Source organism: Candidatus Pantoea gossypiicola, from assembly GCF_008632075.1.
Lineage (GTDB): Bacteria > Pseudomonadota > Gammaproteobacteria > Enterobacterales > Enterobacteriaceae > Pantoea > Pantoea gossypiicola.
This window is the reverse complement of record NZ_VWVM01000006.1, coordinates 113,106-129,379: the sequence shown is the minus strand read 5'-3', so window position 1 is coordinate 129,379 and position 16,274 is coordinate 113,106. Positions and strand designations below refer to the sequence as shown.

The window sequence follows — 16,274 nt, the reverse complement described above, 5'->3', positions numbered from 1 at the left end:
ACGCCGCTATCATCGGCCTTCGCCTTAACCCTTTGCCGGAGCTGTCATGGAAGCCGAACTGTCCCTTCATATCCGTTTACAACAGAAACTGTTTGCCGATCCGCGGCGTATTGAGCTGCTGAAACGCGTCCAGCAGACCGGATCGATCAGTCAGGGGGCAAAGCTGGCTGGCATCAGTTACAAAAGTGCCTGGGATGCGATCAATGAGATGAACCAGATGGCGGATGAAACGCTGGTGGCGCGGGCAACCGGCGGTAAAGGCGGCGGCGGTGCCACGCTGACCCGCTACGGTGAACGCCTGATTCAGCTTTTTCATTTGATGGAGCAGATCCAGCAGAAAGCCTTTGATGCGCTGCAGCAGGATACGCTGCCGCTTGACAGCCTGCTGGCGGCCATCGCTCGCTTCTCACTGCAGACCAGCGCCCGCAACCAGCTGTTCGGCACCGTGGTCAGCAACGATGCGCAGCAGGTGGTTCAGCATCTGTTGATTCAGCTGGCTGATGGCGTCACGCAGCTCAATGTTGCGCTGACCCAGCGCAGTGCCGATCGTCTGCAGCTGGCGGCAGGTAAAGAGGTTTTGGTGCTGATCAAAGCACCGTGGATCCGCATCAGTCGTGACGCCGCAGAGGGAGACAATCAGCTGACCGCCACCGTCACTGCCATCGAACCGGGTGAGCAAATGAGTGAGGTGCTGATGCAGCTCGCCAGCGGCGAAACCCTGTGTGCCACTCTGAGTAATGCACAGTTACAGCAGCTGAAGCTGCAGCCCGATGATGCGGTGATCGCCAGTTTCAATGCAGAGAACGCTATCGTCGCTACCCTGCTCTAGCGGTTGAGTTGACTTCATTGCGGGCAATGGTTACAACTCAGTGACTCGATGCAAAAAATGGAACAGATCATGGCTTCATTGCATATTTTGCAAGGCACGTTTCATCTTAGTGATACCCGGATACTGAGTCTGAATCAGGTGGAACTGCAGCGCGGCGAAAGCTGGGCCTTTGTCGGTGCCAACGGCAGCGGTAAATCATCACTGGCGCGCGCGCTCTCCGGTGAACTGCCGCCGCTGGCCGGTTCGGTCAGCAGCGATTTCGCCAGGCCGGTCCGGCTGTCACTGGAACAGTTACAGACGCTGGTGGCGCAGGAGTGGCAGCGCAATAACACCGACATGCTCAGTGAAGGTGAAGAGGATACGGGACTGACCGTGGCAGAGGTGATTCAGGCCGAGGTGAAGCAGCCGGAACGTTGCGAACAACTGGCTCAGCAGTTTGGTATCGAACCGCTGTTGTCACGCCGCTTCAAATATCTCTCTACCGGCGAAACCCGCAAAACCCTGCTTTGTCAGGCCCTGATGAACCAGCCAGATTTGCTGATCTTAGATGAGCCTTTTGATGGACTGGATGTGGCGTCGCGCGCCAGCCTGACCGACACGCTACGCAATCTGCAGCATCCGGCGTTTACGCTGGTGCTGGTACTTAATCGCTTTGACGACATTCCCGATTTCGTTCAGCAGGTGGGTGTGCTGGCGGAATGCACGCTCACTCACAGTGGCCCACGCCAGACGATTTTAACGGAAGCGCTGGTGGCACAGCTGGCACACAGTGAACAGCTGATGGGAATGGCGCTACCGGAAGCAGATGCGCCGGATCAGCTGCCTTCGCTGGCAGATGATGCTCCGCGCGTTATCCTGCGCAACGGCACCGTCTCCTACAACGATCGACCGGTCATTCAGGGGCTGAACTGGCAGGTTAACGCAGGCGAGCACTGGCAGATTACCGGCCCGAACGGTGCCGGAAAATCGACGCTGCTGAGTCTGGTAACCGGCGATCATCCCCAGGGCTACAGCAATGATCTCACCCTCTTTGGCCGTCGTCGCGGCAGTGGCGAAACCATCTGGGATATCAAACAGCATATTGGCTATGTCAGCAGCAGTCTGCATCTCGATTATCGCGTCAGCACTAATGTGCGGACGGTCATCCTGTCGGGCTTCTTCGACTCCATCGGTCTCTATCAGGCGGCATCCGATCGGCAGAAATCGCTGGCACAACAGTGGCTGACACTGCTCGGAATGGATAACCGGCTGGGCGATGCGCCGTTCCATTCACTCTCCTGGGGACAGCAGCGGCTGGTGCTGATTGCCCGCGCGCTGGTTAAGCATCCGACGCTGCTGATTCTGGATGAGCCACTTCAGGGACTCGACCCGATTAACCGTCAGCTGGTAAGGCGCTTCGTCGATGTGCTGATTGGCGAAGGTCGCACGCAGCTGCTGTTTGTTTCCCATCATGCCGAAGATGCGCCTGCCTGCATCACACATCGTCTGAGCTTTGTTCCCGATGAGAGTGGCTACGCTTTTCAGCAGGATACGCTGCGCTAACGCGTTAATAACGCCCACTCAACGCCGCTCTCGCGGCGTTTTAAAGCACACCTGTGTAATCGCTACCATTCAGACCTGCCTTTTACCCCGCATTACTGCACACAACGCCACGAAATAAGAATATTCAGCTTGTGTAAACGATACCATTTATCCAGACTTGATCACGCTTTCGTGCGCGCTGATGTGCTACTTTTTACCGATGCCTCTCTGGCTTTTGACGCTTACCAGGATCTCACATGGAAAAATTCAACCCGGTCGATCATCCGCATCGCCGTTACAATCCACTGATTGATCAATGGATTTTAGTCTCACCTCATCGGGCCAAGCGTCCGTGGCAGGGCGCGCAGGAAACGCCAGCGGTTAATACCTTGCCGTCGCACGATCCGGACTGCTTCCTGTGTGCCGGAAATACCCGCATTACCGGTGATAAAAACCCGGACTATTCTGGCACGTACGTCTTTACCAATGACTTTGCTGCGCTGATGACCGACACACCTGACGCGCCTGAAAGCGACGATATCCTGATGCGCTGTGAAAGCGCACGCGGCACCAGTCGGGTCATCTGCTTCTCGCCCGATCACAGCAAAACCCTGCCGGAGATGTCACTGAGCGCGCTGGAAGAGGTGGTGCGCACCTGGCAGGCGCAGACCGCCGATCTGGGTCAGCACTATCCGTGGGTGCAGGTGTTTGAAAACAAAGGCGCGGCGATGGGCTGCTCTAATCCGCATCCGCATGGTCAGATCTGGGCCAACAGCTTCCTGCCGAATGAAGCGCAGCGCGAAGATGATCATCAGCGCGACTATTTCGCTAAACATGGCTCGCCGATGCTGGTCGATTATCTGGCACGTGAGCAGAAGGATGGCAGCCGCACCGTGGTGGAAACCGAACACTGGCTGGCCGTCGTGCCGTGGTGGGCTGCCTGGCCGTTTGAAACTCTGCTGCTGCCAAAAGCGCACGTCAAACAGCTGACCGATCTCAGTGAAGCGCAGAGTGCCGATCTGGCAAAAGCCATTAAGCTGCTGACCAGCCGCTACGACAACCTGTTCCAGTGCTCCTTCCCCTACTCCATGGGCTGGCACGGCGCGCCGTTTAACGGCGAAACCAACGATCACTGGCAGCTGCATGCGCACTTCTATCCGCCGCTGCTGCGCTCAGCAACAGTGCGTAAATTTATGGTTGGCTATGAAATGCTGGCCGAAACCCAACGCGATTTAACGGCGGAACAGGCGGCGGAACGTCTGCGTTCTGTCAGCGACGTTCACTTCCGTGAGGCACAACAATGAGCTTAAAAACCATCACGCAGCAGCTTTTCTCAGACACCTTCGGCTACGCCGCCACGCATACCATTCAGGCACCGGGCCGCGTTAACCTGATTGGCGAGCACACCGACTATAACGACGGCTTTGTGCTGCCCTGCGCCATCGATTACCAGACGGTCATCGCCTGCGCCCGCCGTGACGATCGCCAGATTCGCGTGGTCGCTGCCGATTATGAGAATGCGCAGGACACCTTCTCGCTGGACGAAGAGATTGTCAGCGTGCAGGAACCGATGTGGGCCAACTATGTGCGCGGCGTGGTGAAACATCTGCAGCAGCGACATGCCGATTTCGGTGGCATTGATATGGTAATCAGCGGCAACGTGCCACAGGGCGCAGGGCTGAGCTCATCCGCCTCGCTGGAAGTCGCGGTCGGCACCGTGGTGCAGCAGCTCTATAACCTGCCGCTGGATGGCGCGGCTATCGCGGTGAATGGTCAGGAAGCGGAGAACCAGTTCGTTGGCTGTAACTGCGGCATCATGGACCAGCTGATCTCCGCACTGGGCCAGAAAGATCACGCGATGCTGCTCGACTGTCGCACGCTGGGCACCCGTCCGGTGTCGATGCCGGAAGATATCGCGGTGGTGATCATCAACTCCAACTTCCGCCGCACCCTGGTCGGCAGCGAATACAACACCCGTCGCGAGCAGTGTGAAGCGGGCGCGCGTTTCTTCAATAAGAAGGCGCTGCGTGATGTTGAACTGGCGGAGTTTGAAGCGGCCCAGGCGCAGCTCGACCCACAGGTAGCAAAACGCGTGCGTCACGTTCTGACCGAGAACGCCCGCACGCTGGAAGCGGCCGATGCGCTGAGCCGGGGCGACCTCTCCCGTATGGGCCAGCTGATGGCTGAATCGCACGCCTCCATGCGTGACGATTTCGAGATCACCGTGCCGCCGATCGATACGCTGGTTGAGATCGTGAAAGCGCAGATTGGTGAACGCGGCGGCGTGCGCATGACCGGCGGCGGCTTTGGTGGCTGCATCGTGGCACTCATGCCACTGGATCTCGTCGATCAGGTGAAAGCCGCCGTAGCAGAGCAGTATGAAGCCGCGACTGGCATCAAAGAGACCTTCTACGTCTGTAAAGCCTCTGAAGGAGCGGGCCAATGCTGAATGACGTCAACTCCCATGCGCCCGACGGTCAGCCGTGGCGCATAACGGTGCTGCGCAATGCCAACGGCATGCTGGCAACCTTTATGGACTGGGGCGCAACCTGGCTTTCTGCCCGCGTCCCGATGCAGGATGGCAGCGTGCGTGAAGCACTGCTCGGCTGCACCACGCCCTCTGACTATCTGCATCAGGATGCCTATCTGGGTGCTACGGTGGGCCGTTACGCCAACCGTATCGCCGGGGCAAAACTTAATAAACTGAACCGTCAGCTGGTGCCAAACCAGGGTGCCCATCAGCTGCATGGCGGGCCGGAAGGCTTTGATAAACGCCGCTGGCAGATTGTCAGCCAGTCTGACAGCGAAGTGCACTACCGCATTGATTCGCCGGATGGCGACCAGGGCTATCCGGGCAATCTGATTGCCGACGTGCGCTATCAGCTGGATGACCAGAACTGCCTGAGCATCCGCTACGAAGCGCGCTGCGATCAGCCCTGCCCGGTCAATCTGACTAACCATGCCTACTTTAATCTTGATGCGCATCATGGCGACGCCCGCCAGCATCGCTTACAACTGCACGCCGACCACTATCTGCCGGTCGACAGCGAAGGTATTCCGAATGCGCCGCTGAAAGCCGTTGCCGATACCAGCTTTGATTTCCGCAACGCCAAAGTCGTGGCGCAGGATTTCCTGGCAGACGATGACCAGCGCGCGGTGAAGGGCTATGACCATGCGTTTCTGCTCAACTGCGCAGGCGATGATAGTCAGCCTGCGGCAGAACTCTGGTCGCAGGATGGCAGATTACAGCTCAGCGTGACCACCTCGGCACCGGCACTGCAGTTCTACACCGGCAACTACCTGGCCGGCACGCGTGCCCGTGAGCAGGCGAGCTATACTGCATTCCAGGGCATTGCGCTGGAGAGTGAATTTTTACCGGATTCGCCGAATCATGCTGAGTGGCCTCAGCCGGATTGCTGGCTGCAGCCGGGAGATCGCTGGGAATCGGTGACGCGGTATCGCTTCACGCCACGCTGAGCCTCCGGCTGAAAAACGCGCAGTGCGTCACACACAGGCTTACGCGCTGCCCGCTTTTCCGTTATGGTATGGCGCAATCAGCTCGTGTATCAGGCGGGCAGCAGCAGGTTTCCAATCTCACAGAAACATCACAGTATTAAGGAGTTAAGCTATGGCTGTAACTAAGCTGGTTCTGGTGCGACACGGCGAAAGCCAGTGGAACAACGAAAACCGCTTTACCGGTTGGTATGATGTTGACCTTTCTGAGAAAGGTCGTGGCGAAGCCAAATCAGCAGGTCAGCTGCTGAAGAAAGAAGGCTTTGTTTTTGATTTCGCTTACACCTCCGTACTGAAGCGTGCGATTCACACGCTGTGGAATGTGCTGGATGAGCTGGATCAGGCCTGGCTGCCGGTTGAGAAAACCTGGCGACTGAACGAGCGTCACTACGGTGCGCTGCAGGGTCTGGACAAAGCGGAAACGGCCGCTAAATATGGCGACGAGCAGGTTAAGCAGTGGCGTCGCGGCTTTGCCGTTACCCCGCCAGAGCTGGATCGTTCAGATGAGCGCTTCCCGGGCCATGACCCGCGTTACGCGAAACTGACCCCGGAGCAGCTGCCAACGACCGAAAGCCTGGCGCTGACCATCGACCGCGTCATCCCTTACTGGAACGACACCATTCTGCCGCGCATCAAAAGCGGTGAGAAAGTGATTATTGCCGCACACGGCAACTCACTGCGTGCGCTGGTGAAATATCTGGATAACCTGAGCGAAGATGAAATCCTCGAGCTGAATATCCCTACCGGCGTTCCGCTGGTGTATGAGTTCGATGAAAACTTCAAACCGCTGAAACGCTACTACCTGGGCGACCAGGACGAGATTGCTGCGAAAGCCGCAGCCGTTGCGAATCAGGGTAAAGCGAAGTAATTTCTCGCTGACAAGGCAAAAAGGCCAGACGAAAGTCTGGCCTTTTTTATTGGGCTGCGCCCGGCAATGCTGTGTGTCATCTTTAACTGCCAGACTCAAGCTGCTTACAACGTCAAATCACGATAAATTTTACAGCAATAAATTAGCTTAGTGCGCAGGGAACACGGTCCGAGGAGGAAAGCGTCCCGCCGCCCGGAAAAAAACGCCGGGAGCGTTTTTGAACAACGCAACGCGTTGGCCCGGTTACGGGCGCACCTCAGGGATGAGGTGCGTACTAAAAACGCCGGGAGCGTTTTTGAACAACGCAACGCGTTGGCCCGGTTACGGGCGCACCTCAGGGATGAGGTGCGTAATCGCGCGGGCAGAGCAGGCCATGGATGGCGGTTTTCGCGTCTTTCCGATCTGACCATGTTCCCTGTGCAGAGGCACAATCCTCTAAGCGAATCTGTCCAGACTTTATTAAAAGTCTGGACAGGCCAATCAACCGCGGCGCTGTTTAACCGCTGCCGCCAGCTGACGCAGCACCTTGTCGGTATCTTCCCAGCCGATACAGGCGTCGGTGACGCTTTTGCCATAGACCAGCGGCTCGCCGCTCTCCAGACTCTGGTTGCCTTCCACCAGATGACTCTCAATCATCACACCCACAATTGCCTGCTCACCGCTGATTAGCTGCTGTGAAACATCGTCTGCCACCACCATCTGACGCTGGAACTGCTTGCTGCTGTTGGCATGGCTGAAGTCGATCATCACCTGCTGTGGCAGACCCGCTTTTGCCAGACCTGCTTTAACCTCAGCAACATGCTGAGCGCTGTAGTTCGGCTCTTTGCCGCCGCGCAGGATGATATGGCAGTCACCGTTTCCGCTGGTTTCAACAATGGCGGAGTGGCCATACTTTGTCACTGACAGGAAACAGTGCGGCGATCCCGCTGCGTTAATCGCATCAATCGCGACTTTGATGGTGCCATCGGTGCCGTTTTTAAAGCCTACCGGGCAGGAGAGACCGGATGCCAGCTCGCGGTGTACCTGAGATTCCGTGGTGCGCGCACCAATCGCGCCCCAGCTCATCAGGTCAGCCACATACTGCGGGGTAATCATATCCAGAAACTCGCCCGCTGCCGGTAAGCCGCTGTCGTTGATCTCCAGCAGCAGCTTACGCGCCAGACGCAGACCGTCGTTAAGCTGGTAGCTGTTATCCATGTAGGGGTCATTAATCAGCCCTTTCCAGCCCACCGTCGTGCGCGGCTTTTCAAAATAGACCCGCATGACCACTTCCAGCTCGCCTTTCAACTCATCACGCAGTGCCAGCAGGCGGCTTGCATACTCTTTCGCCGCTTCAGTGTCATGAATTGAGCAGGGTCCAATCACCACCAGCAGACGATCGTCCTTGCCCTGCAGGATCTGATGAATCGCCTGACGGGCCTGTGAAACGGTCTGTGCAGCACGATCGGTCGCCGGGAATTTTTCGAGCAGCGCAACAGGCGGTAACAGCTCTTTAATCTCTTTGATGCGTAAATCATCGTTCTGGTAATTCATACTGATTCCATATTATTTCTTGCCCGGCGCCCGCCGGACACATCCTGCCCAATGTAGCCCGAAGCGCCAGGGGTGTAAATTCCTGCTGCGGGTTAAATGTGCGGGTCATATTTGCATTAATCAGGTTAGCGACTAGACTTTTTAATGGTAAGCACTGAGGAACGTCCCGCTTACCTTATTTAATTACCCTGTTTAAACCAACTGGCGAATTTTATTTCGTCAGGGGTTTTATTACCCGAAATTGCACCTCTGGGCTTAAAGCCTCTTCATTAATTAACGGGAGCATAATGATGAAAAAGTTTGCCTTAATCTTTTTGACAGCAGCAATGACACTGAGCAGCGGCGCGGTACTGGCTGCAGATAGCAGCAGCAATAACGGTACAGCAAACCAGGCGGCCAGTGCAGGTGCAGCAGCAGGTGGCGCGAAAGAGAATCTGCCACCCAATAATGTCGATAACAGCAAAATTAATAACACTGGCACCAACACGAATCCTGCAACGTCTGGCAGCACTACCAGCACTGGTAATATGTCTGCTAATGAAATTGACCAGAACAGCCAGTGTAAAGATGGCAAATGTCCGAACGTGAATAAAAAAGTTCAGACCAAAGTGGGCGGCGGTGACGTAAACACGAAAACCGACGGCACTTCACAGTAATTCTGTTTAGCCTGGAGAGCTACGGCTCTCCGGGTTTTTCTCCCCTCAGCCCCACTCTTCCGCTATGCTAATCCTGTGAAATTTACAGGAAATCCTTCATGGCCGTTTTGCTTTTGATTGACGATCATCCGCTGGTTGAAGTGGCACTGGAAGCTGCCCTGAGCCAGTCACCCATACCCATTAAACTCCTCTCTGCCAGCAGTGAAAAAGCCGCTCGCCCCTTACTTCAGGAGCAACCGGACATTATCGTGCTGGATATCGGCCTGCCGGACAGTGATGGGCTGGAGTTTCTTCGTCGTCTGAAGATCCATCGGCCTGATTGCCCGGTGCTCATCTACTCTGCACAGCAGACCCGCCACTATGTGCGTCGTGCTCAGGCGCTGGGTGCGGCCGGTTACGTGGTAAAGAGTCAGCGTATGACGCAATTACTCAGCGCCATCCTGGCGGTGCTGGGCGGTCAGACGGCTTTTCCGGTGATGGATGATGAGCCTGAGCTACCGCTGACCCAGAAGGAGCGTCAGATTCTGGCACTGCTGGCCAGTGGGTTATCCAATCTGCAAATCGCGGCTCAGTTGCACATCAGTAACAAAACGGTCAGTACCCATAAAAAGAATATTCTGGAAAAAACCGGTGCCCGCTCAGTGGTGGAACTGGCTGACCTGTGGAAAGCCCAGCAGTGAGAGTTATTCTGCTGATCCTGCTGTTCTGGTGCGGCACCGGCCTGGCTGAGGTGCGTCCGGTGAGCAGCGTGAATCTGCCGATGATGCTGCCGGTGACGCACGCGGAAACGATGCAGGGCAGGATCCTGCGCGTCGGCCTGCTGGAAGAGAACCACGCGCCCTGGGCAATGCGCATCGGCAATGACCTCTATGGCATTAATGCCGACTATCTTTCCGCGCTGCGACAGCTGACCGGCGCGCAGTTCACGCTTAACCTCTACAGCGATCAGCCGCATCTGATGCAGGCGCTGACCAGCGGCCAGATCGATTTTGCGCTGGGCATGTGGAGTGCCCCGCTGCCACCCGGCACCCTGAGCAGCGAAAACTGGTTCAGCAGTCCGCTGCGGGTTTACCGCAATCAGCAAAACCAGCGTGCCGTGATGTTTAACAGCCAGAATGCCTCGCTTGCGATCAGTGATAGCACCCTGGCACAGCTGCCATCTGCGCTGGCTGCCCGTCACAACTGGCAACGCTACAGCAGCGATCTGCAGGCGCTCTATACCCTGCTTAATCAGCAGAATGACTATGTAGTGGCGGATGAAACCAGCGCCGGTTTTCTGCTGAGCCAGCTGCAACAGGGCCAGATTTATCAGATCGCCTCCCACATTGAGGCCGGCCAGCTTAACCTGCGCGCGGTGGCGCGCGATCCCCAGCTTATCAGCTGGATAAATCAGAGCCTGCGTCAGCTGCCTGCAGAACTGATGAACACGCTACAGGCGCGCTGGAGCAGCAGCCTGCCGCGCTATCAGGACACCCAGACTCTGATGCTCAGCCCCGTTGAGCGCGCCTGGATAGCCGATCATCCGCGTATTACCTATACCGCCGAACCAGACAACTACCCCTGGAGTTATCGCGATGCCAGCGGAACGGCCCGAGGCTATGGCGTGGATTTGCTGAAAGCGATTGCGCAGAGCACCGGATTAGAGTTTGAGCCGGTGTGGGTCAGTAATCCCCGCCAGGCCAGCACGTTGATTCAGCAAAAGCAGGCAATGCTGCAGCTGATGCAGCCGCTGAATGGCGATGCGATGCAGAGCACATCGCTACCGGTGTGGCGCGCGCTGTGGGGCATCTACAGCGTCCAGTCCGATACGCTGGCGCACTGGCGCGACCTGCGCGGCAAGCGGATCGGCGTGTTGCAGGATGACCTGGCGCTGCGTCTGCTGCCTGCGGATCTGCAGCCACAGCCGTTTGCCGATCGTAATAGCCTCTATGACGCGCTGGCAAAGGGGCAGATCGACGTGCTGGTCGATAACGTGCTCTCCGCCCGCTGGCGCATCGCCAGCCGGGATGATGCCCGCATTCACCTCGCCTTTGCCGCCAGCGACATCGCCTGGCCGATTGCGCTGGGCGTCACGCCGGACCAGCCGGTGCTGCTTACTCTGCTGGATCGCGCGCTGCAGCAGATTCCGGCTGATACCCAAAGTCAGATGCGCGATAGCTGGTCAACGCCGCCACAGCCCGGCAGCGTGATGGTGATGCGTTCGCTGCCGATGATGGTGCTGGCAGTAGCGGGTGCAGCCATTGTGCTGCTGCTGTTACTGCTGGCGCGCCGCTACTGGCAGCAGCGCAGGGAGCGTCAGCAGCGCGAGCAGGCGGAACATGCCAATGCGATGAAGAGCCAGTTTCTGGCGACCGTCAGTCATGAGCTGCGTACCCCAATGCAGGCGATCCTGGGTCTGCTGGAACTGGAGAAGCAGCAGCACAGTAGCCAGAATCTTTCGCTGCTGCACAGCAGCGCACAATCGCTGCTGACTCTGCTGAATGACCTGCAGGATCATGCACGCATCGAGAGCAACAGTTTTACCCTGGCACCCCGTCCGCTGGCGCTGGCGCAGTGGCTCGACCAACAGCAGCATTTTTATCATCCGTTGATGCGCGCTGACGGCCCGCGTCTGATCGTCGAGGCGCTGACGCCGCTGCCTGACACCGTATTAATTGATGCCGACCGCCTGCAGCAGGTGGTCAACAACCTGATGACCAATGCGCTGAAATTTACCCGCCACGGCGCGATTCGTCTGACCCTTGCCGCAGAGCAGCAGCTGGTTCTGACGGTGAGTGACAGCGGCAGCGGGATTCCGCCGGAGGAACAGCAGAAGCTGTTTGACCCCTGGTATCAGGCACCGTCCGGAAAATCTGTTTCCGTACAGGGCAGCGGGCTGGGGCTGTTTATCTGCCGGGAAATGGTGCTGCGGATGGGCGGCGACATCCGGCTCGCCTCTGAATCGGGTCACGGTACTCAGGTCACCGTGACGCTGCCGCTGCAAATCTGCGCGCCGGTAAGCCACGCAGACGACACGCCCCTGCCCGGCTTTCCACAGCTTAGGGTGGCGATTGTCGATGACCATCCAGCCAATCTGCTGGTGATGCAGCAGCAGCTGGCGCGCTTTGCGATTCAGGCTGACATCTTCGAACAGGGACGCGCACTGCTGCAGGCCGACGCAAAGCAGCCTTATGATCTATTGTTTATCGACCAGATGATGCCGCGCCCTGACGGTACGCTGCTATTGCGGATATTGCGTCGGCGTGATCGCCAGCGCAGACGTCAGGCGATGCGGGTGCTCTGCTCGGCTGACGCGCAGCTGCTGTCGCAGTCGCCTGAGGCGGGCGAGCGTGTGCTGATTAAACCGGTGCAGTTAGCCGATCTCAGCGCAGTGCTGGGAGAGTGGCAGCAGGCGTGGCAGGACGATTCGCTGGCGACACTGGATGACAACCTGTGGCAGCAGGCGTGGCAGGACGATCCGCTGGCGACACTGGATGACAACCTGTGGCAGCTGGCGCAGCAGAATGACAAATTCCTCAGCCGTCTGAGCCAGACGTTGCACAGTACGGTGAAACAGGACCTGGCTGTGATGCGTGAGGCACACGAACGCGCAGACTGGACGCAGTTCGCCGAAGCAGCACACCGGATGAAAGGAAGCTGCCTGCTGGCAGGGCTGGAGCATGGCGCGCAGCTCAGCCAGCAGCTGACGGAGCAGGTTAAACAGCATCAGGACACGTCTGAGACGTGGCAATTACTGATATTATTCGTAAACAGGTTACTGAAAAAACTGGAATCTTATGGCACATACCCACACTCATAGCGGGCAGGATAGTAATCGCACGCGTCTGGCGGCCGCCTTCGGGGTGACCGTCGTCTTCATGGTTGCTGAAGTGATTGGCGGCTGGCTCTCAGGTTCACTGGCGCTGCTGGCGGACGCCGGACATATGCTGACCGACGCCGCCGCGCTGCTGATGGCCTTGCTGGCGGTCCATTTCTCACGCCGTAAACCTAATGCACGCCACACCTTTGGCCTGCTGCGTCTGACCACGGTAGCGGCTTTTGTTAACGCAATTGCGCTGCTGGGCATTACCGCGCTGATCGTCTGGGAGGCGGTACGCCGCTTTGCCGACCCGCAGCCGGTGACCGGCGGGCTGATGCTGGGGATCGCGATTGGCGGCCTGCTGGCCAATATTCTGTCGTTCTGGCTGCTGCATCACGGTAGCGGAGAAAAGAACCTCAACGTGCGGGCTGCCGCGCTGCATGTCCTGGGTGATCTGCTGGGTTCGGTGGGCGCGATCATAGCGGCGGTAATTATTCTGCTGACCGGCTGGACGCCTATAGACCCGATTCTGTCACTGCTGGTCTCCCTGCTGGTGCTACGCAGCGCCTGGGCGCTGCTGCGTGAGAGTCTGCAGGAGTTACTGGAAGGGGCACCGCATTCGCTGGATGTGAACCGGCTGATTCGGGATCTGACGCTGAACATCGCCGAAGTGCGCAATGTTCACCATGTGCATTTGTGGCAGGTCGGTGAAAAGCCGCTGCTCACCCTGCATGCGCAGGTGATCCCGCCTTACGATCACGATGCGCTGCTGTATCGTATTCACGACTACCTGCGCCAGAACTACCAGATTGCGCATGCGACGGTGCAGATGGAGTATCAGCCCTGTGCCGGTGCTGAGTGTGAACTCGGCTTAAGCAGCGCGGCTGCCTCCGGCCATGATCACAGTCATTCTCACGACCATGATCATGAACCAGCTCACGCTAAAGGCGAAGCGCACACTCACTGAGCCGATAGCGCGCGGGAACCCTGTTGCCGCGCGCTGTGGATCCACATACGCGATCCGTTCAGCGCAATCAGCGTCAGAATCACATACTCCAGCGACATCGCATACACGCCCTGACGGGCGAAAATCATCACGCTAATCACGTTGATGATGACCCACAGCAGCCAGTTCTCAACATATTTGCGCGTCATCAGCACCATCGCCGCAATCGACAACACCATCAGGCAGGAATCCCAGAACGGGAAGGCATCCGGCTGCAACGCGGGCATCGCTACCGACAGGCCAGGAGCGTTCATCAGCGTCACCGCTGTACGGGTTAACAGCGCAAACACCGGGTCGATATAAAGGGTCATCAGCGCAATGGCGATTACACAACCCGCCGCCCAGGCCAGCGCTTTGGGCAGTGGCAGCCAGCGGATTTTCAGCTCGGCCTGATGATCGGGGGTCTGACGGCTCCAGGCGTACCAGCCATAGATATTGGCGGCAAAGAAGAAGAGCTGCAGCAGGAGGCTGGCATAGAGCTGGATCTGAAAGAAGATCACCGCAAACAGCGTAACGTTGATCAGACCGAACGGATAGTTGATGATTTTTTCCAGGCTGGCAAACCAGATACAGAGTAAGCCCGCCAGCGTGCCGATGGCTTCAATCCATGAGAGATCGTAGCCTCCGGCACCCAGAGGAATGTGAACCAGAATATTATGTGTGCTGAAGAAGTCCATGCTGAGCACCTGTCCGGGAACGCTTAGGCGTTGCCCTTCACGTTGAGTTTAAGTTCTGCTGCAAAGGATAGCATGCGATTAAGCGGCAGTAACGCCGCCTCACGCAGCGTCTCATCCACCTGAATCTCATGTTCCGCGCCGCCCGTCTCCAGCGCCTCTGCGATGGCTTTGAGGCCGTTCATCGCCATCCATGGACAGTGAGCACAACTGCGGCAGGTTGCGCCCTCACCCGCGGTCGGCGCTTCCAGCAGCGCTTTATCCGGTACTGCCTGCTGCATCTTATAGAAGATGCCGCAATCGGTCGCCACAATCATCTGCGGATGTGGCAGGGATTTCGCCGCCTGAATCAGCTGGCTGGTCGAGCCAACGGCGTCCGCCAGATCGACAATCGCCTGCGGCGACTCCGGGTGCACCAGCACCGCCGCGTCGGGATAGAGTGCTTTCATACGCTGCAGCGCCTGGGTTTTAAACTCGTCATGCACAATGCATGCGCCCTGCCAGCAGAGCACATCCGCGCCCGATTTCTGGGTGACGTAGCGGCCAAGATGACGATCGGGTGCCCAGATGATCTTTTCGCCCAGGCTGTCGAGGTGTTCAATCAGCTCAACCGCAATGCTGGAGGTGACTACCCAGTCGGCGCGGGCTTTGACAGCCGCTGAGGTGTTGGCATAGACCACGACGGTACGATCGGGATGCGCATCACAGAAGGCGTTAAACTCTTCAATCGGGCAGCCGAGATCCAGTGAGCACTCTGCCTGTAGCGTCGGCATCAGCACGGTTTTCTCCGGGCTGAGGATTTTGGCGGTTTCGCCCATAAAGCGCACGCCCGCTACCAGCAGCGTGGTCGCCGGATGATGACTGCCAAAGCGCGCCATCTCCAGTGAGTCGGAGACGCAACCGCCGGTCTCTTCCGCCAGCGCCTGAATTTCCGGATCGGTGTAGTAGTGCGCCACCATCACGGCGTTACGCGCCTTCAGCAGCGCTTTGATTTTTTCACGGTAAAACGCCTTCTCATCGTCACTCAGGCGGGCGGGTTTAGGCGGAAAAGGATAAACGGCGGTTTCAGGATCGAACATCACACTCATGACACAGCTCTCGTTTTATCTAATTAACGAAAATCGCCTGATAAGGCGAATAATGGCGATAAATCCGCCGTCGTGTTTTATATTCTAAACACGATAGCGGAAAAGCCAGACTGTGTCGTGGGATTTTTAGTCCGCCTGTATCATTAACTGAATCGGTTCTGAAGCTGCTTTATTAGGAAGCGACTGCGGCGCTTCCAGCGCCAGCAGGAAGGCTTTGATATCCAGCCCGCCTGCAAAGCCCGTCAGCTTGCCGTTGGCACCGATCACGCGGTGGCACGGCGCAACAATAGAGAGTGGATTACGCCCGTTGGCCGCGCCGACCGCACGCACCGCCAGTGGATGGCCGATCTCTCTGGCAATCTGGCTGTAGCTGCGCGTTTCACCAAACGGAATCGCCACCAGCGCCTGCCAGACTTTTTCTGGAAGTCGGTGCCGACCATGTCGAGCGGCAATTCAAAACAGCGACGCGCGCCGGTAAAGTATTCGCCTAACTGACGCTCAGTTTCGATCAGAATGGGATGATCGTCATTGCGCGTCTGCGGCAAAAATCGGGTGCGCTTCGGATCGTCATTTTCCCACAAGATGCCCGCCAGGCCACTGTCGCTGGCAACCAGTTTCAGTTCACCTACCGGGGTAACTATCGGTTTGAAGTAGTACATGGTGATTCTCCCGTCACGGTTTCATCGCCTATTATCGCACTTTTCATCAGCCTGACTGGCTGTTTTCGGTCATGGTTCTAAACTGTTTTGCTGTCCGAAAACAGCCAGTCTGCCGGGATTCACCGTTG

14 protein-coding genes and 1 pseudogene are annotated in these 16,274 nt (G+C 57.6%); 11 read left to right on the top strand and 4 right to left on the bottom strand.

Annotated elements, in window-relative coordinates; translation table 11 throughout:
• The first annotated feature begins 46 nt into the window (after positions 1 to 46).
• The 6 genes from modE to gpmA all read left to right on the top strand — a co-directional run bounded on the left by modE (position 47) and on the right by gpmA (position 6,731).
• Complete coding sequence (gene modE, locus F3I20_RS09855) at positions 47 to 829, top strand: molybdenum-dependent transcriptional regulator (RefSeq protein WP_150012237.1); 783 nt, start codon at positions 47 to 49, stop codon at positions 827 to 829.
• Positions 830 to 898: 69 nt separating this feature from the next.
• Positions 899 to 2,371 carry a molybdate ABC transporter ATP-binding protein ModF gene (modF, locus tag F3I20_RS09850; RefSeq protein WP_150037211.1) on the top strand — a complete coding sequence of 491 codons (1,473 nt, stop codon included), beginning with the start codon at positions 899 to 901 and terminating at the stop codon, positions 2,369 to 2,371.
• Positions 2,372 to 2,607: 236 nt separating this feature from the next.
• Positions 2,608 to 3,654 carry a galactose-1-phosphate uridylyltransferase gene (gene galT / locus F3I20_RS09845; protein ID WP_150012241.1) on the top strand — a complete coding sequence of 349 codons (1,047 nt, stop codon included), beginning with the start codon at positions 2,608 to 2,610 and terminating at the stop codon, positions 3,652 to 3,654.
• Positions 3,651 to 4,799, top strand: coding sequence for a galactokinase (gene galK / locus F3I20_RS09840; RefSeq protein ID WP_150012243.1), 1,149 nt, complete (start codon positions 3,651 to 3,653; stop codon positions 4,797 to 4,799). Before galT ends, galK begins: the two co-directional genes overlap by 4 nt.
• Positions 4,793 to 5,827, top strand: a complete 1,035-nt coding sequence (gene galM / locus F3I20_RS09835; RefSeq protein ID WP_150012245.1) for a galactose-1-epimerase — start codon at positions 4,793 to 4,795, stop codon at positions 5,825 to 5,827. The genes galK and galM overlap by 7 nt, the downstream gene beginning before the upstream one ends.
• A gap of 151 nt (positions 5,828 to 5,978) precedes the next feature.
• Positions 5,979 to 6,731 carry a 2,3-diphosphoglycerate-dependent phosphoglycerate mutase gene (gene gpmA, locus F3I20_RS09830; RefSeq protein ID WP_003851893.1) on the top strand — a complete coding sequence of 251 codons (753 nt, stop codon included), beginning with the start codon at positions 5,979 to 5,981 and terminating at the stop codon, positions 6,729 to 6,731.
• Between the two features lie 480 nt (positions 6,732 to 7,211).
• Here the strand turns inward: gpmA and aroG are convergent, their stop codons facing one another.
• Positions 7,212 to 8,264, bottom strand: a complete 1,053-nt coding sequence (aroG, locus tag F3I20_RS09825; protein ID WP_150037212.1) for a 3-deoxy-7-phosphoheptulonate synthase AroG — start codon at positions 8,262 to 8,264, stop codon at positions 7,212 to 7,214.
• A gap of 287 nt (positions 8,265 to 8,551) precedes the next feature.
• On the opposite strand from aroG, the gene F3I20_RS09820 reads away from it, so the two are divergent.
• From F3I20_RS09820 to zitB, 4 genes are all read left to right on the top strand, one after another.
• Positions 8,552 to 8,920, top strand: coding sequence for a YbgS-like family protein (locus F3I20_RS09820; RefSeq protein ID WP_190285945.1), 369 nt, complete (start codon positions 8,552 to 8,554; stop codon positions 8,918 to 8,920).
• Between the two features lie 98 nt (positions 8,921 to 9,018).
• Complete coding sequence (locus tag F3I20_RS09815) at positions 9,019 to 9,600, top strand: response regulator transcription factor (RefSeq protein WP_150012249.1); 582 nt, start codon at positions 9,019 to 9,021, stop codon at positions 9,598 to 9,600.
• Complete coding sequence (locus F3I20_RS09810) at positions 9,582 to 12,719, top strand: ATP-binding protein (RefSeq protein ID WP_150037213.1); 3,138 nt, start codon at positions 9,582 to 9,584, stop codon at positions 12,717 to 12,719. The genes F3I20_RS09815 and F3I20_RS09810 overlap by 19 nt, the downstream gene beginning before the upstream one ends.
• On the top strand, positions 12,697 to 13,686 hold the full coding sequence (gene zitB / locus F3I20_RS09805; RefSeq protein ID WP_150012253.1) for a CDF family zinc transporter ZitB: 990 nt from the start codon (positions 12,697 to 12,699) through the stop codon (positions 13,684 to 13,686). The genes F3I20_RS09810 and zitB overlap by 23 nt, the downstream gene beginning before the upstream one ends.
• On the opposite strand, the gene pnuC is transcribed toward zitB, so the two are convergent.
• The 3 genes and pseudogenes from pnuC to F3I20_RS09790 all read right to left on the bottom strand — a co-directional run bounded on the left by pnuC (position 13,680) and on the right by F3I20_RS09790 (position 16,101).
• Positions 13,680 to 14,402 carry a nicotinamide riboside transporter PnuC gene (gene pnuC, locus F3I20_RS09800; protein ID WP_150012255.1) on the bottom strand — a complete coding sequence of 241 codons (723 nt, stop codon included), beginning with the start codon at positions 14,400 to 14,402 and terminating at the stop codon, positions 13,680 to 13,682. The two genes, zitB and pnuC, sit on opposite strands and share 7 nt — an antisense overlap.
• Before the next feature lie 23 nt (positions 14,403 to 14,425).
• Complete coding sequence (gene nadA / locus F3I20_RS09795; RefSeq protein WP_150037214.1) at positions 14,426 to 15,487, bottom strand: quinolinate synthase NadA; 1,062 nt, start codon at positions 15,485 to 15,487, stop codon at positions 14,426 to 14,428.
• Positions 15,488 to 15,613: 126 nt separating this feature from the next.
• Positions 15,614 to 16,101, bottom strand: a pseudogene (locus F3I20_RS09790) (methylated-DNA--[protein]-cysteine S-methyltransferase).
• Here F3I20_RS09790 and F3I20_RS24155 point away from each other — a divergent pair.
• Positions 16,006 to 16,227 carry a hypothetical protein gene (locus F3I20_RS24155; RefSeq protein ID WP_223814482.1) on the top strand — a complete coding sequence of 74 codons (222 nt, stop codon included), beginning with the start codon at positions 16,006 to 16,008 and terminating at the stop codon, positions 16,225 to 16,227. The pseudogene F3I20_RS09790 and the gene F3I20_RS24155 overlap by 96 nt on opposite strands.
• Positions 16,228 to 16,274: the final 47 nt, after the last annotated feature.